The sequence below is a fragment of the Dongia sp. genome (assembly GCF_041905885.1).
Lineage (GTDB): Bacteria > Pseudomonadota > Alphaproteobacteria > Dongiales > Dongiaceae > Dongia.
Window position 1 is genome coordinate 216,641 of record NZ_JAYRKD010000004.1, and the last position, 26,624, is coordinate 243,264.

Annotated in this window: 23 protein-coding genes and 1 tRNA gene; 15 read left to right on the forward strand and 9 right to left on the reverse strand. The window is 66.3% G+C overall.

Annotated features, from left to right (window positions below):
• Positions 1 to 93: 93 nt before the first annotated feature.
• The gene (locus ACH2CY_RS05940) at positions 94 to 747 is read right to left on the reverse strand and encodes a glutathione S-transferase family protein (RefSeq protein ID WP_395017028.1); all 654 of its coding nucleotides are present in this window, start codon (positions 745 to 747) and stop codon (positions 94 to 96) included.
• A 152-nt stretch (positions 748 to 899) separates the two neighbouring features.
• On the opposite strand from ACH2CY_RS05940, the gene ACH2CY_RS05945 reads away from it, so the two are divergent.
• Positions 900 to 2,120, forward strand: a complete 1,221-nt coding sequence (locus ACH2CY_RS05945) for a polyhydroxyalkanoate depolymerase (protein ID WP_395017030.1) — start codon at positions 900 to 902, stop codon at positions 2,118 to 2,120.
• A gap of 3 nt (positions 2,121 to 2,123) precedes the next feature.
• Here the strand turns inward: ACH2CY_RS05945 and ACH2CY_RS05950 are convergent, their stop codons facing one another.
• Positions 2,124 to 4,115 carry an ATP-binding protein gene (locus ACH2CY_RS05950; RefSeq protein WP_395017152.1) on the reverse strand — a complete coding sequence of 664 codons (1,992 nt, stop codon included), beginning with the start codon at positions 4,113 to 4,115 and terminating at the stop codon, positions 2,124 to 2,126.
• Between the two features lie 231 nt (positions 4,116 to 4,346).
• Between ACH2CY_RS05950 and ACH2CY_RS05955 the strand changes: the two genes are divergently transcribed.
• From ACH2CY_RS05955 to ACH2CY_RS05965, 3 genes are all read left to right on the forward strand, one after another.
• The gene (locus ACH2CY_RS05955) at positions 4,347 to 4,934 is read left to right on the forward strand and encodes a LemA family protein (protein WP_395017033.1); all 588 of its coding nucleotides are present in this window, start codon (positions 4,347 to 4,349) and stop codon (positions 4,932 to 4,934) included.
• A gap of 72 nt (positions 4,935 to 5,006) precedes the next feature.
• Positions 5,007 to 6,035, forward strand: a complete 1,029-nt coding sequence (locus ACH2CY_RS05960; RefSeq protein WP_395017036.1) for a M48 family metallopeptidase — start codon at positions 5,007 to 5,009, stop codon at positions 6,033 to 6,035.
• A 245-nt stretch (positions 6,036 to 6,280) separates the two neighbouring features.
• Entirely contained in the window at positions 6,281 to 6,937 is a 657-nt protein-coding gene (locus ACH2CY_RS05965) for a flavin reductase family protein (protein WP_395017038.1), read from the forward strand.
• A 340-nt stretch (positions 6,938 to 7,277) separates the two neighbouring features.
• Here the strand turns inward: ACH2CY_RS05965 and polA are convergent, their stop codons facing one another.
• Complete coding sequence (gene polA, locus ACH2CY_RS05970) at positions 7,278 to 10,139, reverse strand: DNA polymerase I (RefSeq protein WP_395017041.1); 2,862 nt, start codon at positions 10,137 to 10,139, stop codon at positions 7,278 to 7,280.
• 1 nt (position 10,140) lies between these two features.
• Positions 10,141 to 10,323: a zinc-finger domain-containing protein gene (locus ACH2CY_RS05975; protein ID WP_395017044.1), complete on the reverse strand. Its 183-nt coding sequence runs from the start codon at positions 10,321 to 10,323 to the stop codon at positions 10,141 to 10,143.
• Between the two features lie 146 nt (positions 10,324 to 10,469).
• Between ACH2CY_RS05975 and ACH2CY_RS05980 the strand changes: the two genes are divergently transcribed.
• Positions 10,470 to 11,426 carry an ABC transporter ATP-binding protein gene (locus tag ACH2CY_RS05980; protein WP_395017046.1) on the forward strand — a complete coding sequence of 319 codons (957 nt, stop codon included), beginning with the start codon at positions 10,470 to 10,472 and terminating at the stop codon, positions 11,424 to 11,426.
• A 25-nt stretch (positions 11,427 to 11,451) separates the two neighbouring features.
• On the opposite strand, the gene ACH2CY_RS05985 is transcribed toward ACH2CY_RS05980, so the two are convergent.
• Both ACH2CY_RS05985 and ACH2CY_RS05990 read right to left on the reverse strand, forming a co-directional pair.
• Positions 11,452 to 12,249 (reverse strand): M55 family metallopeptidase, encoded by a 798-nt coding sequence (locus ACH2CY_RS05985; RefSeq protein ID WP_395017047.1) that lies wholly within the window; start codon positions 12,247 to 12,249, stop codon positions 11,452 to 11,454.
• A 9-nt stretch (positions 12,250 to 12,258) separates the two neighbouring features.
• On the reverse strand, positions 12,259 to 12,552 hold the full coding sequence (locus ACH2CY_RS05990; RefSeq protein WP_395017050.1) for a DUF3572 domain-containing protein: 294 nt from the start codon (positions 12,550 to 12,552) through the stop codon (positions 12,259 to 12,261).
• A 132-nt stretch (positions 12,553 to 12,684) separates the two neighbouring features.
• Between ACH2CY_RS05990 and ACH2CY_RS05995 the strand changes: the two genes are divergently transcribed.
• From ACH2CY_RS05995 to ACH2CY_RS06040, 10 genes are all read left to right on the forward strand, one after another.
• Entirely contained in the window at positions 12,685 to 13,257 is a 573-nt protein-coding gene (locus ACH2CY_RS05995) for a TIGR00645 family protein (RefSeq protein ID WP_395017051.1), read from the forward strand.
• Positions 13,258 to 13,340: 83 nt separating this feature from the next.
• A tRNA-Arg gene (locus ACH2CY_RS06000) sits at positions 13,341 to 13,417 on the forward strand.
• A gap of 104 nt (positions 13,418 to 13,521) precedes the next feature.
• Entirely contained in the window at positions 13,522 to 14,607 is a 1,086-nt protein-coding gene (locus tag ACH2CY_RS06005; protein ID WP_395017053.1) for an alpha/beta fold hydrolase, read from the forward strand.
• An 81-nt stretch (positions 14,608 to 14,688) separates the two neighbouring features.
• Entirely contained in the window at positions 14,689 to 15,708 is a 1,020-nt protein-coding gene (locus ACH2CY_RS06010) for an Ldh family oxidoreductase (protein WP_395017055.1), read from the forward strand.
• Positions 15,709 to 15,788: 80 nt separating this feature from the next.
• Positions 15,789 to 17,102, forward strand: coding sequence for a PQQ-dependent sugar dehydrogenase (locus ACH2CY_RS06015; protein ID WP_395017057.1), 1,314 nt, complete (start codon positions 15,789 to 15,791; stop codon positions 17,100 to 17,102).
• A gap of 253 nt (positions 17,103 to 17,355) precedes the next feature.
• Positions 17,356 to 17,658 carry an HU family DNA-binding protein gene (locus tag ACH2CY_RS06020; RefSeq protein WP_395017059.1) on the forward strand — a complete coding sequence of 101 codons (303 nt, stop codon included), beginning with the start codon at positions 17,356 to 17,358 and terminating at the stop codon, positions 17,656 to 17,658.
• A 269-nt stretch (positions 17,659 to 17,927) separates the two neighbouring features.
• Positions 17,928 to 18,941 carry an alpha/beta hydrolase gene (locus ACH2CY_RS06025; protein ID WP_395017061.1) on the forward strand — a complete coding sequence of 338 codons (1,014 nt, stop codon included), beginning with the start codon at positions 17,928 to 17,930 and terminating at the stop codon, positions 18,939 to 18,941.
• Positions 18,942 to 18,953: 12 nt separating this feature from the next.
• Positions 18,954 to 21,185 carry a propanediol/glycerol family dehydratase large subunit gene (locus tag ACH2CY_RS06030; RefSeq protein WP_395017063.1) on the forward strand — a complete coding sequence of 744 codons (2,232 nt, stop codon included), beginning with the start codon at positions 18,954 to 18,956 and terminating at the stop codon, positions 21,183 to 21,185.
• Entirely contained in the window at positions 21,175 to 21,600 is a 426-nt protein-coding gene (locus tag ACH2CY_RS06035; protein ID WP_395017065.1) for a diol dehydratase small subunit, read from the forward strand. The genes ACH2CY_RS06030 and ACH2CY_RS06035 overlap by 11 nt, the downstream gene beginning before the upstream one ends.
• A gap of 50 nt (positions 21,601 to 21,650) precedes the next feature.
• On the forward strand, positions 21,651 to 22,163 hold the full coding sequence (locus ACH2CY_RS06040) for a hypothetical protein (RefSeq protein WP_395017066.1): 513 nt from the start codon (positions 21,651 to 21,653) through the stop codon (positions 22,161 to 22,163).
• On the opposite strand, the gene ACH2CY_RS06045 is transcribed toward ACH2CY_RS06040, so the two are convergent.
• Genes ACH2CY_RS06045 through ACH2CY_RS06055 form a run of 3 tightly spaced genes read right to left on the reverse strand, consistent with a single transcriptional unit; the run spans position 22,164 to position 26,553 of the window.
• The gene (locus tag ACH2CY_RS06045; protein ID WP_395017068.1) at positions 22,164 to 22,508 is read right to left on the reverse strand and encodes a cupin domain-containing protein; all 345 of its coding nucleotides are present in this window, start codon (positions 22,506 to 22,508) and stop codon (positions 22,164 to 22,166) included. It lies immediately after the preceding gene.
• A 2-nt stretch (positions 22,509 to 22,510) separates the two neighbouring features.
• Positions 22,511 to 24,478: an NAD(P)-binding protein gene (locus ACH2CY_RS06050; RefSeq protein ID WP_395017071.1), complete on the reverse strand. Its 1,968-nt coding sequence runs from the start codon at positions 24,476 to 24,478 to the stop codon at positions 22,511 to 22,513.
• On the reverse strand, positions 24,475 to 26,553 hold the full coding sequence (locus ACH2CY_RS06055) for an FAD-dependent oxidoreductase (RefSeq protein ID WP_395017073.1): 2,079 nt from the start codon (positions 26,551 to 26,553) through the stop codon (positions 24,475 to 24,477). The genes ACH2CY_RS06050 and ACH2CY_RS06055 overlap by 4 nt, the downstream gene beginning before the upstream one ends.
• Positions 26,554 to 26,624: the final 71 nt, after the last annotated feature.

The window sequence follows — 26,624 nt, forward strand, 5'->3', positions numbered from 1 at the left end:
CGTCGTCATGCCCGGGCTTGACCCGGGCATCTCTCTCCGGCGCGAACTCCCGATGAGATCCCCGGGTCAAGCCCGGGGATGACGGTTCTGCGATCAAAACTCCACTTCCAATTCCTGCACTTCCTCGGGCTCGGTCCAGGCCGCGGTGGTCCATTCCACCATCTGCGGCAGCGCCAGGATATGCTTCACATAATCCGAACAGTCCGCGTCGAGCTTCACGTCGTAGGTATGAAACCGCGCGCAGACCGGCGCATACATGGCGTCCGCCACGCTGATCGCATCGCCGAACAGATACGGCCCGCCATAGCCCCGCAGGCAGTCGCGCCAGATCGCGGTGACGCGGTCGATGTCGCCCTGCGCCCCGGCCCAGAGCCTGAAGCCCTGGTGCCGCGCCTTCAGGTTCATCGGCAGCGAGCCGCGGAGATTGGCGAAGCCGGAATGCATCTCGCCGGAGATGGCGCGGCAATGCGCGCGCGCCTTGCGGTCTTCGGGCAGCAGGCCGGCATCGGGGAAAGTCTCATTCAGATACTCCGCAATGGCCAAGGTGTCCCAGACCTTGATCCCGTCATGCTCCAGCGCCGGGACCAGGAAGGAGGGCGAGAGCAGCAGCAGCTCGGCGCGGGTCGCGGGGTCATCCGGCGAGACACGCTTCTCCTCGAAATCGAGGCCCGCCAGCCGGCAGAGCAGCCAGCCGCGCAGCGACCAGGAAGAGTAGTTCTTGCTGCTAATGGTGAGTGTCGCCGTCATGCTATCCCCGAATCATTCTTAATGACGATCCAGGATTAAGCTTCTCGCAGTGCAGCAACAAATGCACTAGGCTTCGTGTTAACGGATCGGGATTTCGAGTCTGCCGGGGGTTGCCGCTCGCTCTCGAACCGGGACATAAGCTTATGATTTATATGAGTTACCAGACGTCCGCCGACCTGCTGGACCCGTTCCGGGCCCTGGCGCGGAGCATGGCGGACGCATTGCCGCATTTGGCCCCCGGCCATATCGAGGACGGCGGCGAGGGGCCGACCTGGCTCAGGAGCTTCTGGGCCGGCTGCCAGCTCTTCGCCCGCAGCGGCATGAGCCACAAGCGCCCGAGCTTCGACATCCACACCGTCCCGGTCGGCAACCGCGAAGTGCCGGTGACCGAAGAGGCGCTGCTGCGCACGCCTTTCGCGACCCTGCTGCATTTCCGCAAACCCATCGAGGCCGTGCAGCCCAAGGTGCTGCTGGTGGCGCCGATGTCGGGCCATTTCGCGACCCTGCTACGCGCGACGGTGAAGACGCTGCTGCCGGAGCACGACGTCTACCTGACCGACTGGCACAACGCCCGCGACGTGCCCGTCGATCACGGACGGTTCGGCCTGGATGAATATGTCGAGCATCTGATCGCCTTCCTGGAGGAGATCGGCCCCGCGCATGTGATCGCGGTCTGTCAGCCTTGCGTGCAGACGCTCGCCGCCGTCTCGGTAATGGCGGCGGAGAAGAATCGCGCGCAGCCGCGCAGCATGACCCTGATGGCCGGCCCGATCGACACCCGCATCAATCCCGGCAAGGTCAACGAACTCGCCTGCAGCCAGACCATCGACTGGTTCGAGCGGCACCTGATCAGTGACGTGCCCTATCGCTATGCCGGCGCGCGGCGCAAGGTCTATCCCGGCTTCGTGCAGCTCGCGGCCTTCATGTCGATGAACATGGAGCGCCATGTCAGCGCGCACCGCGATCTCTTCCACAGCCTCGCCATGGGCGACTGGAAGAAGGCCGACACGATCAAGGCTTTCTACGACGAATACCTCTCGGTTTCGGATCTGCCTGCCGAATTCTATCTTGAGACCGTGCGCAGCGTGTTCCAGGAACATGCGCTGCCGCGCGGGACCATGACCTACAAGGGCAAGCCGGTGAACCCGGCCGCGATCCGCCGCACGGCGATGCTGACCGTCGAAGGCGAGCGCGACGACATCTGCCCGGTTGGTCAAACGGTGGCGGCGCACGACCTGCTGCCGGGCCTGAAGCCCTATATGAAGCGCCACCACCTGCAGCCCGGCGCCGGCCACTATGGCGTCTTCAGCGGCAAGCGCTGGGAAGGTCAGGTCTTCCCCCTGGTCCGCGAGTTCATCCGCGCAAACGACTGAGCCTCAGCCCATCCGCCGCTGCGCGGCCTTTTCCTCCGGCGCGTCGACCGGCACGCGCACCATGGCCACGGTGCCGACCCCGGGCTTGCTGTCGATTGTGAAGCTGCCGCCCTGCAGCGTTGCGAGATGCGCGACGATCGGCAGGCCGAGGCCGGTGCCGGGCTCGTCGCCCTCGCGCTTCTTGCGCGCCTGCCCGAAGGGCCGCATCGCCTGCTGCAAATCCTCCGGCGACATGCCGATCCCGGTATCCTTGACCGCCAGCTCGACCATGCCGGCGAGATCGCGCCGCCAGGTCATCGAGACCTTGCCGCCGCGCGGCGTGAACTTCACGGCGTTGGACAGCAGGTTGATCATGATCTGCTTCAGCATCCGCTGATCGGCTTTGACCGCGAGTTCGAGTCCGCCGGCGATGGTCATCTCGATATCCTTGGCCTGCGCCTTGTCGCTCAGCAGAATCCGCGCGTCCTCGGCGAGCGCGGCGAGATTGGTGGATTCCAGCCGCGGCTCCATGCGCTTGGCCTCGATCTTGGAGAGGTCGAGGACGTCGTTGATCAGGCTCAGCAGGTGCTTGCCCGCCTGTCTGATATTCTCCGCATAGTCACGGTAGGTGTCCGGCTGCACCTTGCCGAACAGGCCGACGGCGATCACCTCGGAAAAGCCGAGGATCGCGTTCAACGGCGTGCGGAGCTCGTGGCTCATCTGCGCCAGGAACTTGGACTTGTCCGCATTTGCGACCTCGGCGGCGCGGCGGGCCTCGATCAGCTCCTGCTGCCGTTCGCGCTCCGCAGTCACGTCACGCACCAGGATCAGCGTGCCGCCGACGAAGGGTGCGCGGCGCAGCCACAGGATCCGGCCCTCGCGGTCGATGAGCAGCCATTCGCCCCCGCCGAGGCCGTCCCACAATGCCGCGGCATCGCCGTCCAGCACCACCGTGCTCTCGCCGATCAGCAGGCGCATCGCGTTCGGCTGATCCTGCGGCATGGCGGCCGGCGGTTCCCCGATGAGCCGCGCGAAGTCCTTGTTCCAGTATCTGACCGTGCCGTCGGAGACCACGCAAAGCCCCTGGTCGCCGGCGTCGACAGCCGCTTCCAGCATGGCGCTGGTGGCCTGCAGCCGTTGGGCGGTGGACTGCAGCGTCCTGCGGCCCAACAGGATGCGCCGCGCCGCGGCGATGCTCAGCCCCAGCAGCAGCAGCGTTGCGAGGATCGCAGGCGCGATCAGGGTCCTCACCAGGTCGCTGCCCGGCTGCGGCAGCGTCCAGAGCAACCACCCCGCCGGGCGGCCGTCCAGGCCCGGCATCATGATCGCCCCGAGGCCGTCTTCCGGTCCCGCGGCGAGATGAAGCCCGGTAGTCCCGGTTTGCGCCTCGATCAGGCGCAGGTCGGGCGCCTCGAGGAGATTGAGCACGACCACCGCGGGTCGCGCCGCCGGCGCGGCTCCCGACGGCCAGTCGGCATTCGGCGTCACCGGGACGATCGCGGCCAGGGCCGGTCCGGCCGGGGTCGTCAGCATCCCGGTCAGGACGACGGGCGGCTGCACGCGTTCCGCGCCGGCCTTTTCGATCCAGCCGGCGAGCCCGGGGATCTCGTCGAGGAATCTCTGGCCGAGACCGCCCGGAACGTCGCCGTAGCCGGCGATCCAGCGGCCGTCGGGAGCGGCGACCATCACGACGTCGATGCCGCTGTGGATGTCGGTGATGGAATCGACGCCGAAATTGGCGTCCGCCCATTCCTGGTCGAAATGGAGATAGAGATGTTCAAAGGCTTCATCCCACCAGGCATTGTCGCGCGCGACCGTGGTCAGGGTGTTGCGCGCGCCTTCGAGGCTGCCGGCGACCTTGGCCACCGCCGACTCACGGGCATTGCGGTCGAGCTCCGCGCCTGACAGGAACAGGACGACGAGGCCCGCGACCCCCAGCAGGCTCAGCAGGAAAGCGGGCGCCATCACCAGCCAGGCGCCGCCATCTTGTCGCGAAATTGAAGCTCGGGAATCCATCACGATCCGTTGGCTCCCCCGATCAGGCTCTGCCTGGTGCGCCGGAGAATCAATGGCCAGTTAGCGCCCAAACAGTGAACAGGGCGTTACCGCGCCAAACCGAATCAACCCGTTTTTAGACAAACCCTGCCGATCCCGGCGGAAGTATGACGCCGGCCACTGCGCGCCGCCTTGCGGCACCGCGCGCTTTCCGGCACCCTTCGCCGTGGGGAACATCAGGGGGAAGCACCCATGACCGCGCTCATCGTCATCGTCGTACTCGTCGTCCTGATCATCGGCTGGGTGATCATGACCTATAACCGGCTGGTCGCCTTGCGCACCCAGGTGGCGAATGGCTGGGCCCAGATCGACGTGCAGCTGAAGCGCCGCTATGATCTCATCCCCAACCTGGTTGAGAGCGTCAAGGGCTACATGGGCCATGAGCAGGACACTTTGCGCCAGGTGATCGAGGCCAGGAACAAGGCCGCATCGACCAACGCGGGCGTTCCTGCAACGGGTGCCACGGCGGCGATGATCTCAGCCGAGACCGCGCTCAGCGCCTCGCTCGGCAAGATGTTCGCCCTGGCCGAGGCCTATCCGGACCTCAAAGCCAACCAGTCGGTGCAGCAGCTGATGGAAGAGCTGAGCTCCACCGAGAACAAGATCGGCTTCGCGCGGCAGTTCTACAACGACGCGGCCACCAACCTGAACACCGCGGTGCAGAGCTTCCCCGGCAATCTCATCGCCGGCCAGTTCGGCTTCCAGAATGCCGAGCTCTGGCGCGTCTCCGAGGCCGAGCGCGCCGCGGTCGAAGTCGCGCCCAAGGTCAGCCTGCGCTGAGCCATGAAGGGTCCCTGGGACCAGGCTGAAGAGGCGCACTCGCAAGCCGCGCCAGTGGAAGCCGCACCTGCAGTGCCGGAGGCGCCACATGTCCCGGTCACCGAGGCGCGGGTCAACGGCACCGACTTCCTGGCCGCGCAACGCGACAACCGCGCCAAGACCTGGGTGCTGATCCTCTCGCTGATCATCATCGGCTTCCTGCTCGGCTATGTGCTGGGCTGGGCGCTCGAGGCCTGGAGCACCGATGCCAGCCGATTCAATCTCTTCGCGGTCAGCGGTCTCGGCGTGCTCGGCGGCGCGGGCTTGGCCGGCATCGGCGTGATCTCGGCCGGCGTCACGCTCGCCTTCGGCGACAAGGTGGTGCTCTCGATGAACGGCGCCCGTGAGGTGACGGCGGAGCAGGAGCCGAAGCTCCACAACGTGGTCGAGGAGATGGCGATCGCCGCCGGTCTGCCGAAGCCCAAGGTTTACGTCATGGAGAGCGAGGCTTTGAACGCCTTTGCCACCGGGCTCTCGCCGCAGAAATCGGCGATCGCCGTCACCCGCGGCTTGATGAAGGCGCTGAACCGCGAGCAGCTGCAGGGCGTGGTCGCGCATGAGATGGGTCATGTGCTCAATCTCGACACCCGCTACATGGTTGCGGTCGGGATCATGGTCGGGCTGATCGCCCTGGTCTCCGACCTGGTGCTGCGCTCCTTCCGCTTCGGCGGCAGCAGCAGTTCCAGCAGCTCGCGGCGCAGCAGCAGAGACAGCAAGGGCGGCGGCGGCGCGGCGATCATCGTCGTCGTCATCATGGTCGTGTTCCTGATCCTGGCGCCGATCGCCGCGCAGCTCGTCCGCTTCGCGGTCTCGCGCCAGCGCGAATACCTGGCCGACGCCACCTCGGTGCAGCTGACGCGCAACCCGGTCGGACTGATCGGCGCACTGGAGAAGCTCGGCGGCGGCAACACCAAGGCGCCGGAAATCGGCAACCGCGCGACCCAGCATCTCTTCATCGTCAACCCGCTGAAGAACTTCGGCGAACACGCCAGCGCGCTCATGGCGACGCACCCCTCGATCCAGGAACGCATCGAGAGGCTGCAGAATTTGGGCAAAGTGTAGCGCAACCGGCGCCGCCTCAAGCAGCGTCAAGACCCTCACCCCGGCCCTCTCCCTCCGGGCGAGGGAGCGCAGCGAGACGGAAGGCTCGTGCCACAGCGTTCCTTCTCCCGTAGGGAGAAGGACAGGATGAGGGGCTTGACGCTGCGTGAGGCGCCTCAGGAAAACCCATCGCGCTCCCAGCTTTTTCAGATGTGCGTGCCTTTGCGTCAGCACCTAGGCTGGTCCCCACCAGCGAGGAGCGCCCCATGCACTACAACCCATCGACCGACCGCCACGGCCTCAAATTCAATCCGTTCAAGAGCTGCACGGTGCCGCGGCCGATCGGCTGGCTCAGCAGCGTCAGCCCCGAGGGCATCTGCAATCTCGCACCCTACAGCCAGTGGCAGAACCTGACCTTCGATCCGCCGATGGTGATGTTCGCCGCCAACCAGTATCCCGATGGGCGGCGCAAGGACACGGTGCTGAATGCCGAGCGCTCCGGCTGGTTCGCCTGGAACATGGCGACCTACGATCTGCGTGAAGCGGTCAACATCAGCGCGAGCGCGGTGGCCACCGAGATCGACGAATTCGATCTCGCCGGCGTCACCAAGGCCGCCTGCATCGATGCGCCTTGCCCGCGCGTCGCCGAGTCACCCATTCACTTCGAATGCCGGTATCTCAGCACGCACCGGCTCCAGGGCAACTCGCCGGAAGGCACGGTCGACATCGTCTTCGCCCGCGTCGAGCGCATCCATATCAAAGAGGAGGCGATCGGCGCCGACGGCAAGATCGACGTGAAGAAACTCCGCCCGATCGCGCGGCTCGGCTATTACGACTACACGGTGGTCAACGAGATCTTCGAAATGAAGATGCCCGGCGCCACCGCTGCCGAACTCGCGGGCCTGGAAGGGACGCCGCGTTAGGCTTCGCGCCTGACTAGCAGCGCTGTTTGTGGTATCATCGCTCTGCTGTTTGAATTCGTGAATCTTGAGTCGAACTTGCGCGCTCTCTGATGCCGTCTGTGCTGCGCTGCATCGCAGACCGGACGCAGACCGGAAATTTTTCTGCGCACCGCGCACCGCCGTCTGTGCTGCACTGCATCGCGGACAGGACCCGGACGAAACACCAAATCCGCCACCCGGCGACGGCGGGAAAGATTTTCACCACCAAAGGCTTGAGCGATTCTGCGGCGGCGAGGCGTCCGCTTCGAGATGCTGCACCTGCAACACGGACCGGACGCGGACAGAACGCAGACGACCGCGGCTAATGCGCCTCGGCCCAGTTGTCGGCGATGCCGGCTTCGGCGATCAGCGGCACGGAGATCTGCCGCGCCGGCAGGGCGGCGCCTTCCATCACCTTGCGGGCGAGGTCGGCGGTTTCCTCGGCCTGTGACTCCGGCGCTTCGAACACCAGCTCGTCATGCACCTGCAGCAGCATGCGGGCGTCAAGCTTGGCCTTGGCGAAGGCTTCCGGCATGCGGACCATGGCGCGCTTGATGATGTCGGCGGCGGTGCCTTGCAGCGGCGCGTTGATCGCCGCCCGCTCCATGAAGCTCTTGCGGGCCGGGTTCTTGTCGTTGATGCCGGGCACATGGCAGCGGCGGCCGAACAGGGTGGTGACGTAGCCCTGCTCGCGCGCGATCTGCTTGGTGCGCTCCATGTAGTCGCGGATGCCGGGGAAGCGGCCGAAATAGGCGGCGATATAGGCCTTCGCATCCGCCTGCGGAATGCCGAGCTGGGCCGCAAGCCCGAACGGCGAGATGCCGTAGATGATGCCGAAGTTGATCGCCTTGGCGCGGCGGCGGACCATCGGGTCCATGCCCTCGATCGGCACGCCGAAGACCTGGCTCGCGGTCATGGCGTGAATGTCGAGATTGTCCTGGAAGGCCTGTTTCAATGCCGGGATGTCGGCCATCTCGGCGGCGAGGCGCAATTCGATCTGCGAATAGTCGACCGAGATCAGCTTCATGCCCTTCTCGGCCACGAAGGCATGGCGGATCTTGCGCCCTTCCTCGGTGCGGATCGGGATGTTCTGCAGGTTGGGATCGTTGGAAGAGAGGCGTCCGGTCGAAGTCGCCGCCAGCGCGTAGGAGGTATGGACGCGGCCGGTCCTCGGGTTGATCTCGTCCTGCAGCGCGTCGGTATAGGTGCTTTTGAGCTTGGTGAGCTGGCGCCAGTCCAGCACTTTCTGCGGCAGCGGATGGCCGGAGGTCCCGGCCAGCTCTTCGAGGATGTCGGCGCCGGTCGAATAGGCGCCGGTCTTGCCCTTCTTGCCGCCGTCGCCCAGCTTCAGCTTCTCGAACAGGATGTCGCCCAGCTGCTTGGGCGAGCCGATGTTGAACTCGGTGCCGGCAAGCTTGTGGATCTCGCTCTCGAGCTCGGCGCAGCGCCCGCCGAAATCGTTGGAGAGCCGCTTCAGCTCCGCGACGTCGACCTTGATGCCGGCCAGCTCCATCGCGGCGACGACGGAAATCAGCGGCCGCTCGATGGTTTCGTAGACGGTGGAAAGATGCTCGGTCACCAGCCGCGGCTTCAGCATATGGTGCAGCCGGAGCGTGACGTCCGCATCCTCCGCGGCATAGTCGCGCGCCTTCTCCACCGGCACCTTGTCGAAGCTGACCTGCGCCTTGCCGGTGCCGGTCACGTCCGCATACTTGATGGTGTCGATGCCGAGATGGAGGCTGGCCAGCTCGTCCAGGTTATGGGCGTGCAGCGCGCCTTCCAGCACATAGGAGATCAGCATGGTGTCGTCGATGGGGGCCAGCTTGATGCCGTGCTTGGCCATCATCGCGACGTCGTATTTGATGCTGTGGCCGACCTTGAGGACGCCCGGATCCTCCAGCAGCGGCTTCAGCATCTCCAGGACCCGCCGCAGCGGCAGCTGTTTCGGCGCCGCGGCGCCGCCGCCCAGGAGATCGCCCTCGGTGCCGGTATGCCCGACCGGGATGTAGCAGCCGTCGTTGGGCGCGATCGAGAGCGAGATGCCGACCAGCTCCGCGCTCGCCACCTGTTTCGCGGTGGTCTCGGTGTCGAAGGCGACCTTCCGCGCGTAAGTCGCATCGGCGATGCAGCGCGCCAGGGCGGCCTCGTCGGTGATGAGCTGGTAGTTCTCGCGGCTATGCGCCTGCGGCTCGGCCTTCTCGGCGACCTGGTTCTTGATGATCTTCACGACCGGGGCCGGGCGCGGGGCCGCGCCTTGCACCACCTGCACCCCGCCGCGCTCGGCCAGCTTCTGCTGCACGCGGGTCAAGGTGGTGCGGAACTCGTTGTGGCGCAGGAAGCCGAACAGCGTCTCCGGGTCGAAGCCGCGCTTGGCGAAGCCGGAGAGCGGCTGCTCGACCGGCACGTCATGCTTCAGCGTCACCAGCTGCTTGCTGATCCGCGCCAGCTCGGCGTTGGTCTCGAGGGTCTCGCGGCGCTTCGGCTGCTTGATCTCGCCGAGCGAGTCGAGCAGCTTCTCGAGCGTGCCGTAGCTGTTGATGAGCTCGGCGGCGGTCTTGACGCCGATGCCGCGGACACCCGGCACGTTGTCGGTGGAATCGCCGCACAGCGCCTGGACGTCGATCACCTTGTCCGGCGTCACGCCGAACTTCTCCTGCACTTCCTCGGGACCGATCGGGCGGTTCTTCATCGGGTCCCACATCTTGATGCCGGGACGGATGAGCTGCATCAGGTCCTTGTCGGAGGAGACGATGGTGACGTCGGCGCCCTGCTCAACCGCATGGTCGCCGTAGGTGGCGATGAGATCGTCGGCCTCGTAGCCGTCCATCTCGATGCAGGGCAGGTTGAACGCCTTCACCGCCTCGCGGATCAGGGGAAACTGCGGGATCAGGTCTTCCGGCGTCTCGGTGCGGTTGGCCTTGTATTCCTTGTAGATCGCGTCGCGGAAGGTCTTGCGCGAGGCGTCGAAGATGACCGCGACATGGTCGGCATCGGTCTCCTCCAGCAGCTTCCACAGCATGTTGGTGAAGCCGAGCACGGCATTGGTCGGCGTGCCGTCGCTCCGCGTCAGCGGCGGCAGCGCGTGATAGGCGCGGAAGATATAGCCGGAGCCATCGACCAGATAGACGTGGCGCGGTTTCGTGGCCGCGGCGCTCTCGGCAGCCGGCGTGCTGGATTTTGCCAAATCAGTGGGCCGCGGCTTTGGCGCCGGCTTTCAGCACAAAGCGCTTGCCGCAATAGGGGCAGTCGATCGCCCCATCCTTGGCGAGGTTCAAATAGACCTTCGGATGGCCGGCCGCACCCGGTCCGCCGTCACAGGCGACGCTGGCGGTGCTGACTTCGACGGTTTCCACGGGTTGGGAAGACATGGCAGGCATAACCCTCAAGAGGATGCGGGGAATCGGCCTCGCAAGGGGCGGCCCGATTGACCCTGATGGGCCGCGATGATACCCATGCGCGGCGGCAAATCAACCGCGGCTAACCGCTTCAAAATCGAAGGCTTCTGGCCACTCCCATGCCCGACGACTCCCATCCGCCGCTGCCCGAGATGGCCGTCTCGATTCGCGGCCTGGTGAAGCGCTATGCGCAGAAGGGCGCCGCGCCGAAGCTGGCGCTGGACCACGTCGATCTCGACATCCCGCGCGGCGAGATCTTCGGCCTGTTGGGACCCAACGGCGCCGGCAAGTCCACGATGATCAACATCATGGCCCAGCTGGTGATCAAGACCGAGGGCAAGGTCGCGATCTGGGGCATCGACCTCGACCAGGATCCGCGGCACGTAGCCGCCGCGATCGGCATCGTGCCCCAGGAACTCAACATCGACCCCTTCTTCACGCCGAAGAAGCTGCTGGATCTCCAGGCCGGGATGTACGGCGTGCCGAAGCGCGAGCGCCGCACCATGGAGATCCTGGAAGCTTTGTCGCTGGCCGACAAGGCGGATGCCTATGCGCGCTCGCTGTCCGGCGGCATGCGCCGACGCCTGATGGTGGCCAAGGCGATGGTGCACAACCCGCCGATCCTGGTGCTCGACGAGCCGACCGCCGGCGTCGATGTCGAGCTCCGGCAGCAGCTCTGGGCCTACGTTCGCAGGCTCAACGAGAACGGCGTCACGGTGCTGCTGACCACGCATTACCTGGAAGAGGCGGAAGAGCTCTGCGACCGGATCGCCATCATCAACCACGGCAAGGTGATCGCCTGCGAGCCCAAGGCGAAGCTGCTGGGCCGGATCGACGCCAAGGAATTGCTGCTGACCCTGACACGCGATCTCACCGCGATCCCGGAGGCTCTGGCGCCGTTCAAGCCGGAGCTGACCAGTGCACGGCTCTTGAAGCTGCACTACCGGCCGAACCAGACGCCCTTCGCGCAGATCCTGAACGCGGTCGAGGAGGCGGGGCTGGAGATCGCCGATCTCTCCACCGTCGAGTCCGATCTCGAGGACATCTTCCTGCAGCTGACCCGGCGCAGCGCCTGACGCCACGCCTTTTATCAAGGGCGCGTCAGGCCATGAACTTGATGGCGCGCAGCACCTCGAAATAGTCGGTGGACAGGAACCGCACCACCCGCGGTTCCGTGAGCGTGGCGCCCGGATACCAGGAGGCGCGGTAGGCGTCGACCGGCGTGGTGAACTTGATCTCGAGTGTGAAGTGCTTCGGCAGCTCGATGTGGCAGGCGGCGTGATTGCCGCGGAGCGCGCGGGACGCGCCTTCGCGGATCTCCTTCAGCGCAAGGCTCGGCGCGATGCTCAAGGTCGAGGGCCCGATGCCGCGGCTGACCGGTACGGTGACGATGGCGGGCACCAGCTTGCGCGCGTCGGCGCAGATCCCGGCATCGCCGGAGAGGAAGATGCCGGGCACCTTCACCAGGGCCGCCGCGTAGGAATAGATCTGAAACTCCGAGGCGATCTCGCCGTTGATCGCGAGATGGGCGACACGTAGCCGCAGCGTGTGGGCCAGCGGGTTGTCGTCGCTGCCGGCCTTGGAATGATAGCCGACGAACAGCAAGGCATCGAAGCTCGCGTCCAACTCCTGCACCATGCTGAAGGGATGGCCGCTCCAGCCACGGATCAGCTTGGCGCAGTCCGGCAGGCGGCCGGCGATGATGTTGCGGCCGCTGTCATGGGCGTCCTTGATCAGGATCTCGGTGGCGCCGGCCTCGATCGCGCCCTCGCAGGCCGCGACCACCTCGTCGGTCATCCGCTCGCGGAACTCGGGGTAGGTGGCATGCGGCTTCTCGGCTTCGTCCCAGTGGGTGATGCCGGTGGTGCCTTCGATGTCGGCGCTGATATAGACCTTCATGATTCCTGCCTAGCTCGGGTCATAGTTGTTCTCGCCGCCCGGCAGCTTGCGCCGGGCGACCGCGATGCTCTCGGGCTTCAATTCTTGCGCTTCGGCAAATTCCAGCAGCAGCGGTTCCCAGCCGAGCAGGTAGTCGAGCACCGAGCCCAGTCCCGCCGGATCCTGCGCCAGGGCGCGGAGCTGGGCCGGGTCGATGCCGGTCAGGCCGATAAAGCGCTCCAGCCGGTCGTCGTCGCCGGCGATGAAGGCCAGGGCCTGGAGGGCCAGGGTCTCGGGATCGGGGGGCAGAATCTTGGGCGGCATCGCGCCAATCTATCCGGCCGCGCGCCGGCATCCCAGGCAAAAACCAGGGTGAAAATCCGCCGGAACGCCTTGCGGATCGGCCGGTTTTCCTTATCTAGAGCACCAGCCCTGCAATCCTTCGAAACGGTGTCCATGAGCAAAGAGCCCGTCGCCGGCCGCGCCCGCAGCCTCAATCTCCAGCCCTTGCCGGCGATCATCTTCGGCTCGCGCTGGCTGCAGCTGCCGCTTTATCTCGGGCTGATCGTGGCGCAGGGCGTCTATGTCATCCAGTTCCTCAAGGAGCTGTGGCTCCTGGTCAGCCATGCCACCAGCTTCACCGAGCAGCAGATCATGCTGGTGGTGCTCGGCCTCATCGACGTGGTGATGATCTCCAACCTGCTGGTGATGGTGATCGTCGGCGGCTACGAGACCTTCGTCTCGCGGCTGCGGCTGGAGGGCCATCCCGACCAGCCGGAATGGCTGAGCCATGTGAATGCCAGCGTGCTGAAGATCAAGCTCGCCATGGCGATCATCGGCATCTCCTCGATCCACCTGCTGCGGACCTTCATCGAGGCCGGCAGCGTCGGCACGGACGGGACCCGCTACACCGTCACCGGCATCATCCTGCAGACGGCGATCCACACCGTGTTCATCCTCTCGGCGCTGGGCATCGCCTGGATCGACCGGATCTCGCAGCCGCCGATCCCGGAGAAGGCGGCGGCCTGAGGCCCGTTGAGACTTTGACGCCCTTGGGGTTGAAGGCCCGGAACGGCTCCTGTATGGTCCCGCCCATTCGATCTGGCCCAAATGCACCCGTAGCTCAGCTGGATAGAGCGTTGCCCTCCGAAGGCAAAGGTCGTACGTTCGAATCGTATCGGGTGCGCCAGATTTCCCGCAGCGGACTGTCCGCTAAATTACTGAAATCTCTGTAAGATTTTGCGCGTCGTGGCAAGCGGGGCGGCCGCGGGCATGGCAATCGGGGGCTCGGTCATGGATGTCGCAGGCAGGCTGGTTCCCAACGCCAGGACAGGCGTGGCGCAGCTCGCGACCGGGATCGATTTGGCCTATCTCGAGGTCGGCCCCGCAGACGGTAAGCCACTCCTGCTCATTCACGGTCTGACCGACAACATCCGCTCCTGGTCGCTCGCCATGGCTGAGCTGCACCGGCTGGATCCGGCATTGCGCATCTTCGCGGTCGACCTGCGCGGCCATGGCGGGAGCAGCATGCCCGATGCGCGGCAATGCGCCCGGGCGCCGGAGCAAGGCTTCACCTTGGCGCGACACGCCGCCGATATCCTTGCCTTCATGGACCTGCACGGCCTCGCGACCGTGGATCTGGCCGGGCATTCCTTGGGCTCGTTCATCGTCCAGGAGATCGCGCTCGAGCATCCGGCGCGCGTCTCCCATGCGATCCTGGTGGCGACGGCGGCGAGCTCGGTCGGCAACGTCGCCCTCACCGACGCGATCCTGAAGGAACCGGTCGAAGGCGCCTGGAAGCGGAAGCTGGAAGCGGAAGGCAAGAAGTATCCCGATGACTTCTACGCGCTGACGCCGACCGATGCCGATCCCAATGTCGCCGACTGGCTGGCGCAATACTGGGTCGTCGATCCGACCGCCGATCCGGATTTCCTGAAGCCCTATCTTCCGGAGACGGCGCGCGTGAAGCTCGGCACCTGGATCGGCGCGACCAAGGCCCTGCTGGCGCAAGACAACGGCGAGCGGCTGAAGCGGCTTTCCGTGCCGACGCTGATCTTGTGGGCGACGCAGGATTCGATCTACCTGAAGTCGGACCAGGACGCGATCATCGCTGCACTGACGGTTGCCGCAGCGAAGGGCAATGCGCGGCTCTATTGGAAGGAATACGGCGCCGCACCGTTGCCGGCATCCGGTGCGCAGGAAACCGACATCGGGCATAACATCCAGTGGGCCGCCGGCGCGATGGTCGCGGCGGATATCGACGCCTTCATCAAGACCGGCCAGCCGACAGCGGATTTGGTGCGCAGCGCGAGCGCAAGCCAGGTCGGGAAGCTGGTGGTCGAGCCGGGCAAGGCCGAGGTCATCCACCTGGGCCATTGAGCCCTTTCGGCGCGCGCCTCGATCCGCGCCGACGGGCGTTGTATCGTTGCACCGCCTTGTGTCCTGTCCGGGGAGCGCCGCGTGCCGTCATCCAATCTCAAGCTTTCGCCGAAGGCAGCGCGCCGGCTGATCTTCGCTGCCCTGACCGGTGCGGGAACCCGGCCGGCGAATGCGGAGTATTTCACCGACGCCATTCTCGATACCGAGCTCAGCGGGCTCGAGGGACATGGCTTCTATTGGCTGCAGTATTACTGCGAGCATGTGCGCAGCGGTAAGGTCGATGGCAAGGCGGTGCCCAAGGTGACGCGGCAATCGCCGGTCGCCTTCCGTGTCGATGCCCGGCGCGGCTTTGCCCATCCGGCGATCGAGAAGGGCTTCGGCAAGCTCGTTCCCGCGGCGCGGAAATACGGCATCGCCGCGCTCGCGGTGCACAACTCCTATAACGCGGCGACGCTCGGCTATCACACCGGCACCCTGGCGCGGCAGGGGCTGCTCGCCTTCGGCTTCACCAATGCGATGCCCGCGATCGCGCCGGTCGGCGGCCGCAAGCCGGTGATCGGCACCAACCCGATCTCCTTCGCGGTGCCGGGACCGAAAGAAAAGATCGCCTTCCTGATCGACCAGTCCGCCTCGGCGGTGACCTGGACGGCGGTGAAGCGCGCATCGGAGGAAGGGCGCAAGATTCCGCTCGGCTGGGCGCTCGATGCGGCGGGCAAGCCGACCACCGATCCCAGCCTGGGCCTGGCGGGTTCGATGGCGCCCGCCGGCGGCTATAAGGGATTCGGGATCGGCCTGATCGTCGAAGTCATGTGCGCCGCCCTGGCCGGCGCGCGACGCGGACCGGAGATGGGCTCCTTCATGGCGAATGACGGCAAGCCGATCGGCTGCGGCCAGTTCTTCATCGCGATGAATCCGGAAACTTTCTCCGGCGGCCAGTTCGCCAGGCAGATCGCCGCCCTTGCGCGCACGATCACCGCACAGCCCGGCGCCCGCCTGCCGAACGCCAAGCGGGCGGAGAACCAGAAGCGGCTGGCGAAGCAGGGACTGTCGATCGATCGCGCGCTGCACGATCGCTTGCAGGGCTTCGCCGCCGGTCGATAGAAGTCGCATCCCGCGCGCGCTCCGGTTCCAACGCCGGCGGGCTTCGACTAGACTGCGCCGCGCAGGCACAGGGAGACATCATGGGTTTATCGGATTTGTTCGCGCGGCTGGTCGCGCTGGTTGGCGCGGCGGCGATCTTCTGGCGGCGGCTGCAGGGCGGCGGCGCACATGCGCCGGCCATCGGCAGCAGTCCCGCAATCCCCGCGGCGCGGCCGCAGGGCAGCATCCCAACACTGAAGATGCCGACCGCCAGGGGCTGGAGGCCGGGGCAGACGCCGGTGGCCGCGCCCGGTCTCAAGGTCAACGCCTTCGCCGCAACCGGTCTCAAGCATCCGCGCTGGATCCACGTGCTGCCCAACGGCGACGTCACCGTCGCCGAGGCCCTGTTCCTGCCCGGCGGGATCAGCAATCTCTTCGACTACGCCATGGTCAGCACCATGAAACGCGCCGCCGCCGTGGGGGTCAGCCCCAATCGCATCACGCTGCTGCGCGACGCGGATGGCGACGGCGTGGCCGAGATCCAGGAGCGGTTCCTGGAAGACCTGAAGCAGCCCTTCGGCATGGCGCTGCTGAGCGACACCTTCTATGTCGGCAACACCGACGGCGTGGTGGCCTATCCCTACAGCAGTGGCGCCACGCGCATCACAGCGCCGGGCCGGCAGCTGAACACGCTGAAGCCCGGCGGCCATTGGACGCGCAGCCTGTTGCCGAGCGCCGACGGGCAGAAGCTGTTCATCGGGGTCGGGTCGTTGAGCAACATTGCCGACGAGGGCATGGCCGCCGAGGAGGGCCGCGCCGCCATCCACGAGCTCGATCTCAGCAGCGGCAAGACCCGCATCTTCGCCGGCGGCCTGCGCAACCCGGTGGGCCTGGCCTTGGAGCCCCGCACCGGCATGCTCTGGACCGTGGTCAACGAGCGCGACGGCTTGGGCGACGAGACGCCGCCCGACTACCTCACCTCGGTGCGCGAAGGCGGCTTCTATGGCTGGCCCTATTGCTACTGGGGACAGACGGTGGACGACCGGGTGCCACAGGATCCGGCCAAGGTGGCGACGGCGATCCAGCCGGACTATGCGCTGGGCGGGCATACCGCGTCGCTCGGCCTCTGCTGGCTGCCGGCCGGATTCTTCCCGGGATTTCCGGAAGGGATGGCGATCGGACAGCACGGCTCCTGGAATCGCAGCACGCTCAGCGGATACAAGGTCATCTTCGTGCCGTTCGAAAACGGGCGGCCGGCCGGGCCGCCGCGCGACATTCTCTCGGGCTTCCTGGCGCCGGACGAGCGCGAGTCCTACGGGCGACCGGTCGGCGTCACGATCGGCCCCGATCGTCGGTCGCTGCTGGTGGCGGACGATGTGGGCGACGTGATCTGGCGCGTGACCGCCGGGCTCTAGATCGTCGCGCGCGGCGGCGAATCACCTGCGACGGGTGGCTGTGGATAGTTGAACGGAAGGGCGCCGAATCGGCGCGGAATGGGCGTCCATGCGCTTTGCTGCAGGTCCCGGTCGAAAAAAATCGTGATTTGAAGCATGCGACTCGGGCGTTCACTCGCGGTAAGGCTTGAATTATCGCGCCTTCAGTGGCTCATTTGTTGGGCAACTTTCAACGAGCCGCGAGTCGCGGTTTAACCAGCTAAGGATAGGAAACATGGCAAAGGCTGCAGCCGCGACGCAGGTCGTCATCTCCCTCAAGCATCTCGCTGCCGAGGTCGCGGAAAAGCATGAGCTGCCCAAGAAGCAGGCCGAGGCGATCCTCGGCGACGTCGTCGCTTCGATCGGCAAGCAACTGAAGAAGGGATCGAAGATTCGCATCGCGGGTCTCGGCATCCTGCAGGTCCGCAAGCGGGCCGCCCGCATGGGCCGCAATCCGCAGACCGGCGAAGCGATCAAGATCAAGGCCTCGAAGAAGATCGCCTTCCGCGCCGCCAAGGAACTGAAGGACTCGATCTAACAAGCTGGCCTAGACCTCTAGCTTTCACGCCCCCGGGTCGGATCCCGGCCCGGGGGCGGACTAGCCTCTCCGATCCCCCGCCTTGCGCGCCCTGCTGACCAAAGCCACAGCCATCTGCTGATCGGCGTGCATACCTCGACCAGTCTGTTCGCGGGCGACTACCTTTTGCAATTCGACCTTGTCGCATTCGTGCCGCCGCAGCGCTGGCGAATTGCCCTTTATTTTCTCGAATGTTATCAAGTCGGTGTGGGGATTTCGCCGGGTCACGCATGCCACCAGTCAAGATCCTGTTCGTCGCGCTCCTGGCCTTAACCGGCTGTGCACCGCGACTCCAGGAGCTCGGCCCGGCCGTCGATGCGCCGTCCTTCAGCGATACGCTGTTCCACACCGCCGATGGCGTGGACCTGCCGGTCAAGACCTGGGTGCAATGGCATGGCGACGAATCGCGCGCGCCCGCCGGCATCATCCTGGCCCTGCATGGCTTCAACGATCACTCCGGCGGGCTGGCGCTGCCGGGCAGCGGCCTCTCGCGGCGCGGCTTCCGGGTCTATGCCTATGACCAGCGCGGCTTCGGCGAGACGCCGCAACGCGGCATCTGGCCCGGCAGCGAGCAGCTGATCGTCGATCTCAAGACCGCGGTGCGGCTGTTGAAGCAGCGCTTCCCGGACCAGCCGCTTTATGTGCTGGGCGAGAGCATGGGTGGCTCGGTGATGATGGCGGCCGCGGTCGAGCCGGATCCGCCGCCGGTCGACGGCATGATCCTGGTTGCGCCGGCGGTCTGGGGCTGGCAGACGCAGAACGGCTTCAACCGCAACGTCCTCGAGCTCGCGGCCCATGCGGTGCCCTGGATGACGGTGGTGCCGACTGGCCTTCGGCTGCGCGCCTCGAGCAGCAACCGCGCGCTGGTCGCCCTGGCGCGCGATCCGCTGGTGATCAAGCAGACCCGGGTCGATACGGCCTATGGCCTGGTCGATCTGATGACCCGCGCCTATGACGCGGCGGGCGTGCTGAAGGCGCCGCGCTGCCTGATCCTGTTCGGCGCCAACGAGGCGATCGTGAGCCGCAACGCGGTCTCGATGATGCTGGAGCGCCTGCCCGAGCTGCCGCCCAGCGAGTTGCGGGTGGCGCTCTACGCCAAGGGTTATCATCTGCTGCTGCGCGACTGGATCGCGCTCAGCGTCTATGACGACATCGCCGCCTGGATCCACGATCCCGCCGCGCCGCTGCCGAGCGGCGCCGACGTGAAGTCCAGCACCGGCGCCGACGTGATGCAGCCGGAATAGCGGAGGGCCTCCATGACACGGTCCAAGAGGTTCGAGAAGCGGGAGGCGCGCGCGGTCAACCGCGACACCTTCGTGCAGGAAGAGGCCAGCCTCGGCCTCATGGTCATGGACAGCCCCGACGATCCGAAGCCGAGCCTCCGCCTGGAAGCGGGCCGGGTGGTGGAGATCGACGGCCGGTCGGAAGCCGAGTTCGATGTCATCGACCGCTATATCGCGCGCTATGCGATCAACACGAAGAGCGCCGAGGAGGTGATGGCGACGGATTCGCTGGCGCTGGCCCGCATGCTGGTCGATATCAACACGCCGCGAGCGCGGCTGGTGCAGTTGCTCTCCGGCTGTACCCCCGCCAAGCTCTGTTCGATCGTCTCGCATTTGAACGTGGTCGAGATGATGATGGCGCTGCAGAAGATGCGGGCGCGCCGCCGGCCCGGCAACCAGGCGCATGTCACCAACTGGCGGGAGAACCCCGCCCTGATGGCAGCCGACGCCGCCGAGGGCGCCCTCCGGGGCTTCGACGAGCTGGAAACCACCTGCCGCGTCGCGCGGATGGCGCCGTTCAACGCGCTCGCGATTCTCATCGGCTCGCAGACGCCGCGCGGCGGCGTGCTCACCCAATGCGCGGTCGAGGAAGCGCTGAACCTGCGCCTCGGACTGAAGGGCATCACCTCCTATGCCGAGACCTTGTCGGTCTATGGCACGGATGAAGCCATGCAGGACGGTGACGACACGCCCTGGTCCAAAGGCTTCCTCGCCTCCGCTTATGCTTCGCGCGGAATCAAGATTCGCTTCACGTCGGGTACCGGCTCGGAAACCTTGATGGGCCACGAGGCCGGGCGTTCGATGCTCTACCTCGAGGCACGCTGCCTGATGATGACCAAGGGTGCAGGTGCCCAAGGCGTGCAGAACGGCTCGATCTCCTGCGTGGCCTTGCCGTCGGCGCTGCCGGGCGGCGTGCGGGCGGTCCTGGCGGAGAATCTGATCGCGGCTTCGCTCGGGCTGGAGGTCGCTTCCGGCAACGACGCGATGTCGTCGCATTCCGACATGCGCAAGGCGGCGAAGCTGATGCTGCAATTCCTGCCCGGCACCGATTTCATCACCTCGGGCTACAGCTCGATGCCGCGCAAGGACAACATGTTCGGCGGCGGCAATTTCGACGCCGATGATCTCGACGACTGGATGATCATCCAGCGCGACATGCGGGTCGATGCCGGAATCGAGCCGGTGCGCGAGGCGGAGGTGCTGGCGGCGCGCCGCCGCGCCGCGCAGGCGATCCAGGCGGTGTTCAAGGCGCTGGACTTCCCGGAGATCCGCGACGACGAGGTCGAGGCGGCCACCACCTGCTATGCTTCCGACGACATGCCGGAGCGGGACCTGGTCCAGGACCTGGCGGCGGCCGATGCCTTCCTCGACGGGCCGCTGACCGCGCTCGACGTGGCGCGGGCGCTGGACCAGGCCGGCTTCACCGACATCGCCGAGAATATTCTCGGCATGCAACGGGTGCGGGTCGCCGGCGAATACCTGCAACCGGCCGCGGTGCTGAACAAGGACTTCGCCACCGAGAGCGCCTTCACCGACGGCAACGACTATCTCGGTCCCGGCACCGGCTTTCGCCTGGAAGGCGAGGAGTGGCGCAAGATCGCCGCCATCCCGCAGGCGCGCTCGGCCGAGGAGATGGTGCCGATCTCCAGCGGCAAGGCCGGCATCCGGCTGCGCGAGAAGGGCGCGTCGAAGCCCGGCACGGAATCCGAAGTGGTGGTGGCGGTGGGGCCGGCCTTTGCGGCGGGCCTCGACACGACACTCTGCGGCCTCTCGCATGGCGACGTGTTGCGCGAGATCGTCGCCGGGATCGAGGCCCAAGGGACCAAGGCGCGGATCGTCAAGGTCTTCGCCACGGCGGATTGCGGCCTGATCGGGCATGAAGGCGCCAGGCTGAGCGGCTCCGGCATCGCCATCGGGCTGCAGTCCAAGGGCACCGCCGTCATCCAGCGCAAGGGGCTGGCGCCGCTGAACAACCTGGAGCTCTTCGCCCAGGCGCCGCTGCTCTCGCGCGAGGCCTATCGGCAGATCGGCTCGAATGCCGCGAGCCATGCCTTGCGCCGGCCGCCTTCGCCGGTGCCGGTCACGGTCGACAACATGGCGCGGCTGCGGATGATCGTGCACGCGCTGCTGATGCATAAGCGCGAGGTCGCGCATGTGCAACGCGACCGGGCCGCCTGCGACCTGGAGATCCTGCATGACGCGTGAGCCGGAGGAGATCGATCCGCGCCGCAAGGTATCGGGCGCCGATCCGGCGGCGCTGACCCTAGAGCGACTGCGCGCCGGCCAGATCGCGCCGGACGACGTCACGATCAGCCGCGAGACCCTGCTGGCGCAAGCCGCCCGGGCCGAGCAAGAGGGCTATCCGCAATTGGCGCGGAACTTTCGGCGCGCCGCGGAGTTGACCGCGATCCCGAACGAGGTGCTGCTGGAGACCTATGAGAAGCTCCGGCCCTATCGCAGCACCTATTACGCGCTGCTGGCGATGAGCCAGGAAATCTCCGCCCGCTACGACGCGCCGGAAACCGGCGAATACATCCGCCAGGCAGCGGAAGCCTATCGCGCCAAGGGGCTGCTGGCCGAGGAAAGCGATGACAAAGGCGTGACCAACGTCACGGAATGATTCTGCGTCTCGGTCGTTAAGACCGGGTGGCTGATTTCAGGTGAAGAAACATGCGACTGCTGCTGCCGGTTTTCGTCGGTCTGCTTCTCTCAGGGCTGTCCGGAATTGCGCCCGCCGCGGCGCAGTCAGAACCGGGCGCCGCGCCACCGGCCGGGCCGAGTGTTGCCGACATCGTCATCGACGAGGCCGCGCGGCACATCCTGCGCAACTACTATGAGCGCAATGCCAATGCCTGGGTGGTCGCCCATCCGGATGACTATGACAACGACGGCGGCAACGGCAACGGCAACAACAAGAAGAACAAGAAGAATAAGCAGAAGCACAAGGACATCCCGCCCGGCATCGCCAAGAAGGGCAGCCTGCCGCCGGGCATTTATAAGCAGCTGGTCCGCAATGGGCAGATTCCGCCCGACGTGCATTATCAAACCCTGCCGCCCGACCTGATCGTGCAGCTGCCGCCGCTGGCGCCGGCCTATCAGTATGTCATCGTCGACGATCGGGTGCTGCTGATCCAGGCCGCGACCCGAGCGATCATGGACGTGCTGCAGGTTCCGGCGCTCTAGTTAGCCGGGCAGCAGGACGTAGACCTTCCGCAAAGTCTCGGTCACGGTCCAGACCGTATGCTGGCCGGCATGCAGCCGGGCGACGGCGCCGGGCTCGAGGGTGATCTTGCTTCCGTCCTGAAACTCCACGACCGCCTTGCCGGCGAGCACGGTGAGGATCTCGTCCACCTCGACGTCGCGCATCACGCCCGGGGTCATTTCCCAGACCCCGACCACCGTGCCGCCGAATTTCTCGATCTGCACCGAGCCGGTCTTCGGCGCACCGCTGATGCGCTGCTCCGCAGTGACGTCGCTGAGCGGGATCTGGATCTCGCCGGCGGCGAGCTTCTGCCAATCTTCGAGCATGCTTAGAGTCCAATCTCTTCGCGCGGCGGGCCGGGGAAGTCGGCATAGGCCGGCAGGTTGCCCGGATCGCCCAGCAGTTCGCGCACCGCACGCGCCGCCTGGTCGATCGCCGAGTGGGCGTAGGCATAGGCGCCGGAATCGGAGTTGGCGATGGCGATCCGGCCCCAGGGCTTGCGCGCCTTCACGATCGGCAATTCGCCGTCGGGCCAGAACGGATCCCAGGGCCGCATGTATTCGTAGGCATAGCCGTGGGACCAGCGGTTGCAGGTGATCGCCTCGATGTCGCGGGCGGGGTCGAAGCCGCCCTCGGCCAGCGCGCGGCCGAGCATGTCGCGGATCTGCCGCTCCATCTCCTCGAAGCTGAGTTCGACCAGGCTGCGCCGCCCGGCCAGGGCCTGCTCGCGCGCCGAGACCCCGCGCTCGCCGGAGACCACGACCTTGGAGAGATGCAGCAGCACCGGATCATCCGGCGCCTGGGCGAACTTGTATTCGCCCATGCTGACCGGGTAGTCGATGGAAGCGCCTTCCCAGAAGCCGGAGGGCATTTCGAAGCTTCCGATGCCCAGTTTCTCGAAGGCGCGCCAGTTCTTGATCAGCACGCTGGTGTAGATCAGCGGCACCTTCTGCTGGTCCTGCAGCGCCGCGACCTGGTCCTCGCCGAGCTCGTCGGTGAGATAGGGGATGACCCGGTGCCAGCAGGCGAGCACGACATGCCCGGCCTGCACGGTCTTGAGCCTCTCGTTCTCGACATAGGTGACGGTCACCGACTTCGCCGCATCGGGCGCGCCGTCATGCTTCACCTTCACCACGGAAGCATTCAGGCGCAGCCGCACCGGATCGCCGGCGACGTCGAGCTTGTCGTAGAGCGCGGCGGTGGTGGCCAGGCTTTCCATGCCCGAGCCTGGCAAGGCGGCCGGAATCAGCGCCCGCACCAGCGCGCGGGCGAGACCGGCATTGCCGTCCGGGAAGTGATAGATGTACTCGTCGGGATCGGTGAGGGCGAGGCGGCCGCTGGGGCTCATGGTCTTGTAGGGCTGCTCGCCGAGATCCATGGCGTCGAAGCCGGGATTGCCGTTGCCCCAGGCATCCGCCGCCGTCACGCCGTCGATGCCGACGCCGAAATAGGCCTGGGTGGAAGACTGGAAGAACTCCACCAGCTGCCGGTCGTAGCCGCAGATCTCGGTCAGGAACTTCTCATAGGTGGTCTCGGAGAGAATCTTCAGGGCATCCTCGCGCGGCTTGCCGTCGAGATAGTCGCGCGGGTCGTCGAGCATCTCGATGAGATCGCGCTTGGCCTGGTCGTTGAGCGGCGTCTGCGGCACCCAATCCGCCGCCTTCTCGGTCATCTTCACCAGCTTGTCGACGCCGAACACTTCCTTGGAGAAGAACACCGCCTCGCCGAGGCCGCGTTCCTCGCTCCATCCGGCGTCATAGAAAGTCTCGAACTTGCTGGTCTCGATGCCGACATCCTTCAGCAGGGCTTGCACCGCCGGCGTGAAATAGCTTGGTGACTGCAGCGATTCCGAACCGCCATAGCCGATGAGTTTCGCACCATTGCTCGCGGTGAACTCGTTGCGCCGGGCATGACCGCCGAAATCGTCGTGGTTCTCCAGGATGAGGACCTTGGCCTTGCCGCCGGATTGCTGGCGATAGAGGAAAGCCGCGGCCAGACCGCTGATGCCGCCGCCGACCACCACCAGGTCATAGGATTCGCCGCTCACCTCCGCTGCCCCGGCCTTGTCCCAGAACGAGCCGTCGCGGATCGCGTGCATGACATTCATGGCGCCGAGGTTGTGGCCGCGCAGGCCGGTGAGCGATGGCGGATAGGCGGCACCCTCGGCCCGCGCCGCGCGGATACCGAGGCTGCCGGCGCCGATCGCCGCGACACCGAGCGCCACGCCGTCCAGAAAGTCGCGCCGGCTGATCTTGCGGTCCATGCCCAGGGCGCGGTCCTTCGGCGACATCGTCATGCTCTCACCTCCCCCTGTTCGAGCGCCATCAGCTCGCGCTTGAACGGCACTTCGTCGTTGCGCGGCGGCGCATCCATTTCCCTCGCGTAGCGATGACCGGAATAGACCGCCGCGGCGATGGTCGACGGCGACAGGCAATCGCCGATCCGCGTCAAGGACGTGATGCCGGCATCCTTCAGCCGCCCGGCATCCGCATCGAGTTCACGGTAGAGATCGTCATTCGGCAGCCGCATGGTGACCAGCACGAGCGAGGCACAAGGCAGTGACCGTTCACGGCCGCTGCCGGTATGGGTGATGCGGATCTCATTCCTGGCGGCGCCGGCGATTTCGTGCTTTTCGACCACATCGACGCCGAGCTCGTAGAGGCGGGCCTCGACCCAGGGCTGCTCCAAGGTGTTGGAGGCCCAGCTCGAGACATCCGAGGCCGGGGTCACCAGGGTGACATCCAGGCCTTGCTGGCGCAGCTGCTCGGCCAGGACGCCGCCCATATAATAGCGGTCGTCGTCGTAGATCACGACCGGGCCGGGGATGGGCCTGCCGGCGAAGACATCTTCCGGCGTGAAGACGGCGACCTGGTCGAGGCCGGGGATGGCAGCGTCATGCGAGCGGCCAATGCCGTCGCGCCGCCAGGTCGCGCCGGTCGCCAGCACCACGCGCGGAAATCCGTAGTCGAGGATGTCGGCCGCGGCGAGCGCACTCCCGAGATAGGTCTCGACATTGGGCATGCGCTGGATCTGCAGCACGCGGTAGTCGCGCACCCGGCCCCAGGTGGCGAGGCCGGCGAGGCGGCTCTCGTCATGCACCCGGCCGCCCAGCACGTCGCGCCCCTCGGCGAGCGTGACTTCGTAGCCGCGGTTGCCGAGCGAACGCGCCGCTTCCAGGCCGGAGGGTCCGGCGCCGACGATCAGCACCCGGTCGTCGGAGCCCTTGGCCGGGATGATCTCCGGGTGCCAGTCCTTGCGCCATTCCTCGCCGATGGTCGGGTTCTGGGTGCAGCGCATCGGCACCATGGTGAAGTCAGAGGTCACGCACATGTTGCAGCCGATGCATTCGCGGATGTCGTCCCGGCCTTTCTCGATCTTGCTTGGCAGGAAGGGATCGGCGATCGAGGGCCGCGCCGCGCCGATGAAATCGAGGATGCCGCGCCGAATCTGCGAGACCATGGTGTCGGGCGAGGTGAAGCGGCCGACGCCGACCACTGGCTTGGTGGTCAGCTTCTTCACGAAGGAGATGAACTCTTCCTGCGAGCCTTCCGGGCCGAAGCGCGAGGGCATGGAATCGCGCTGCCAGCCGCGGATGTTGACGTCCCAGAGATCGGGCAGCTCGGCCAGGGCCTCGACGATCTGGCGCGATTCCTCCATATCGGGCTTGCCGTCGGCGCCGATTTGCTCGTCGACCACGTAGCGGAGGGCCACGGCGACGGTGTCGCCGACCGCTTCATGGGTGTCCTCGATGACCTCGCGCAGCAGGCGCATGCGGTTTTCGAGACTCCCGCCGTATTCGTCGCTGCGCTTGTTCCGGCGGTTCAGGAAATCGCCGTTCAAGGAGCTGCCGGCATGGCAATAGATGGTGATGAGGTCGAAGCCGGCGCGCTTCGAGCGCAAGGCGGCCTCGCGGTGCCAGCGGCGGTAATTGCGGATATCGGCACGGTCCATCGCGCGGGCCTGGACCGGATAGTCGCCGGCCCAGACCGGCGTGTGATCGACGGCGAGCGGCACTTCCCGGCTGTAGAGGCAGGCATCGCGCGGCCCGGTATGCGAGAGCTCGATCCCGGCCAGCGCGCCATATTTGTGCACGCCCTCGTTCATCCGGGCGAAGACCGGGATGTCGTGGTCGTCCCACAGCCGGCCCTCGACCAAAGGCGACATGTCGCCGGAGGGGTGGATGTCGGTCTCCTCGGTGCAGATCACCGCCCAGCCGCCTTCGGCCTTCATGCGGCGCATCGCGGCCATCGAGCTTGGGAAGCTCATGCCCATGCCGTTGCAATGCGGGACCTGGAAGAAGCGGTTCTTGGCGGTGACCGGACCGATCTGCATCGGCTGGAACAGAATATCGTAGCGTGGATCGCGCGGCATGACTCCCCCGTAGCCGGATTCGCGGCCGCATCTTGGCGTATGGCGCGCGAACCCGCCAGAGCGTCCGACGC

Coding starts and splice junctions, on each gene's coding strand:
- ACH2CY_RS05940 (WP_395017028.1), bottom strand. CDS start 747: ATGACGGCGACACTCACCATTAGCAGCAAGAACTACTCTTCCTGGTCG.
- ACH2CY_RS05945 (WP_395017030.1), top strand. CDS start 900: ATGAGTTACCAGACGTCCGCCGACCTGCTGGACCCGTTCCGGGCCCTG.
- ACH2CY_RS05950 (WP_395017152.1), bottom strand. CDS start 4,115: ATGGATTCCCGAGCTTCAATTTCGCGACAAGATGGCGGCGCCTGGCTG.
- ACH2CY_RS05955 (WP_395017033.1), top strand. CDS start 4,347: ATGACCGCGCTCATCGTCATCGTCGTACTCGTCGTCCTGATCATCGGC.
- ACH2CY_RS05965 (WP_395017038.1), top strand. CDS start 6,281: ATGCACTACAACCCATCGACCGACCGCCACGGCCTCAAATTCAATCCG.
- ACH2CY_RS05975 (WP_395017044.1), bottom strand. CDS start 10,323: ATGTCTTCCCAACCCGTGGAAACCGTCGAAGTCAGCACCGCCAGCGTC.
- ACH2CY_RS05980 (WP_395017046.1), top strand. CDS start 10,470: ATGCCCGACGACTCCCATCCGCCGCTGCCCGAGATGGCCGTCTCGATT.
- ACH2CY_RS05985 (WP_395017047.1), bottom strand. CDS start 12,249: ATGAAGGTCTATATCAGCGCCGACATCGAAGGCACCACCGGCATCACC.
- ACH2CY_RS05990 (WP_395017050.1), bottom strand. CDS start 12,552: ATGCCGCCCAAGATTCTGCCCCCCGATCCCGAGACCCTGGCCCTCCAG.
- ACH2CY_RS05995 (WP_395017051.1), top strand. CDS start 12,685: ATGAGCAAAGAGCCCGTCGCCGGCCGCGCCCGCAGCCTCAATCTCCAG.
- ACH2CY_RS06005 (WP_395017053.1), top strand. CDS start 13,522: ATGGATGTCGCAGGCAGGCTGGTTCCCAACGCCAGGACAGGCGTGGCG.
- ACH2CY_RS06015 (WP_395017057.1), top strand. CDS start 15,789: ATGGGTTTATCGGATTTGTTCGCGCGGCTGGTCGCGCTGGTTGGCGCG.
- ACH2CY_RS06020 (WP_395017059.1), top strand. CDS start 17,356: ATGGCAAAGGCTGCAGCCGCGACGCAGGTCGTCATCTCCCTCAAGCAT.
- ACH2CY_RS06025 (WP_395017061.1), top strand. CDS start 17,928: ATGCCACCAGTCAAGATCCTGTTCGTCGCGCTCCTGGCCTTAACCGGC.
- ACH2CY_RS06030 (WP_395017063.1), top strand. CDS start 18,954: ATGACACGGTCCAAGAGGTTCGAGAAGCGGGAGGCGCGCGCGGTCAAC.
- ACH2CY_RS06035 (WP_395017065.1), top strand. CDS start 21,175: ATGACGCGTGAGCCGGAGGAGATCGATCCGCGCCGCAAGGTATCGGGC.
- ACH2CY_RS06040 (WP_395017066.1), top strand. CDS start 21,651: ATGCGACTGCTGCTGCCGGTTTTCGTCGGTCTGCTTCTCTCAGGGCTG.
- ACH2CY_RS06045 (WP_395017068.1), bottom strand. CDS start 22,508: ATGCTCGAAGATTGGCAGAAGCTCGCCGCCGGCGAGATCCAGATCCCG.
- ACH2CY_RS06050 (WP_395017071.1), bottom strand. CDS start 24,478: ATGACGATGTCGCCGAAGGACCGCGCCCTGGGCATGGACCGCAAGATC.
- ACH2CY_RS06055 (WP_395017073.1), bottom strand. CDS start 26,553: ATGCCGCGCGATCCACGCTACGATATTCTGTTCCAGCCGATGCAGATC.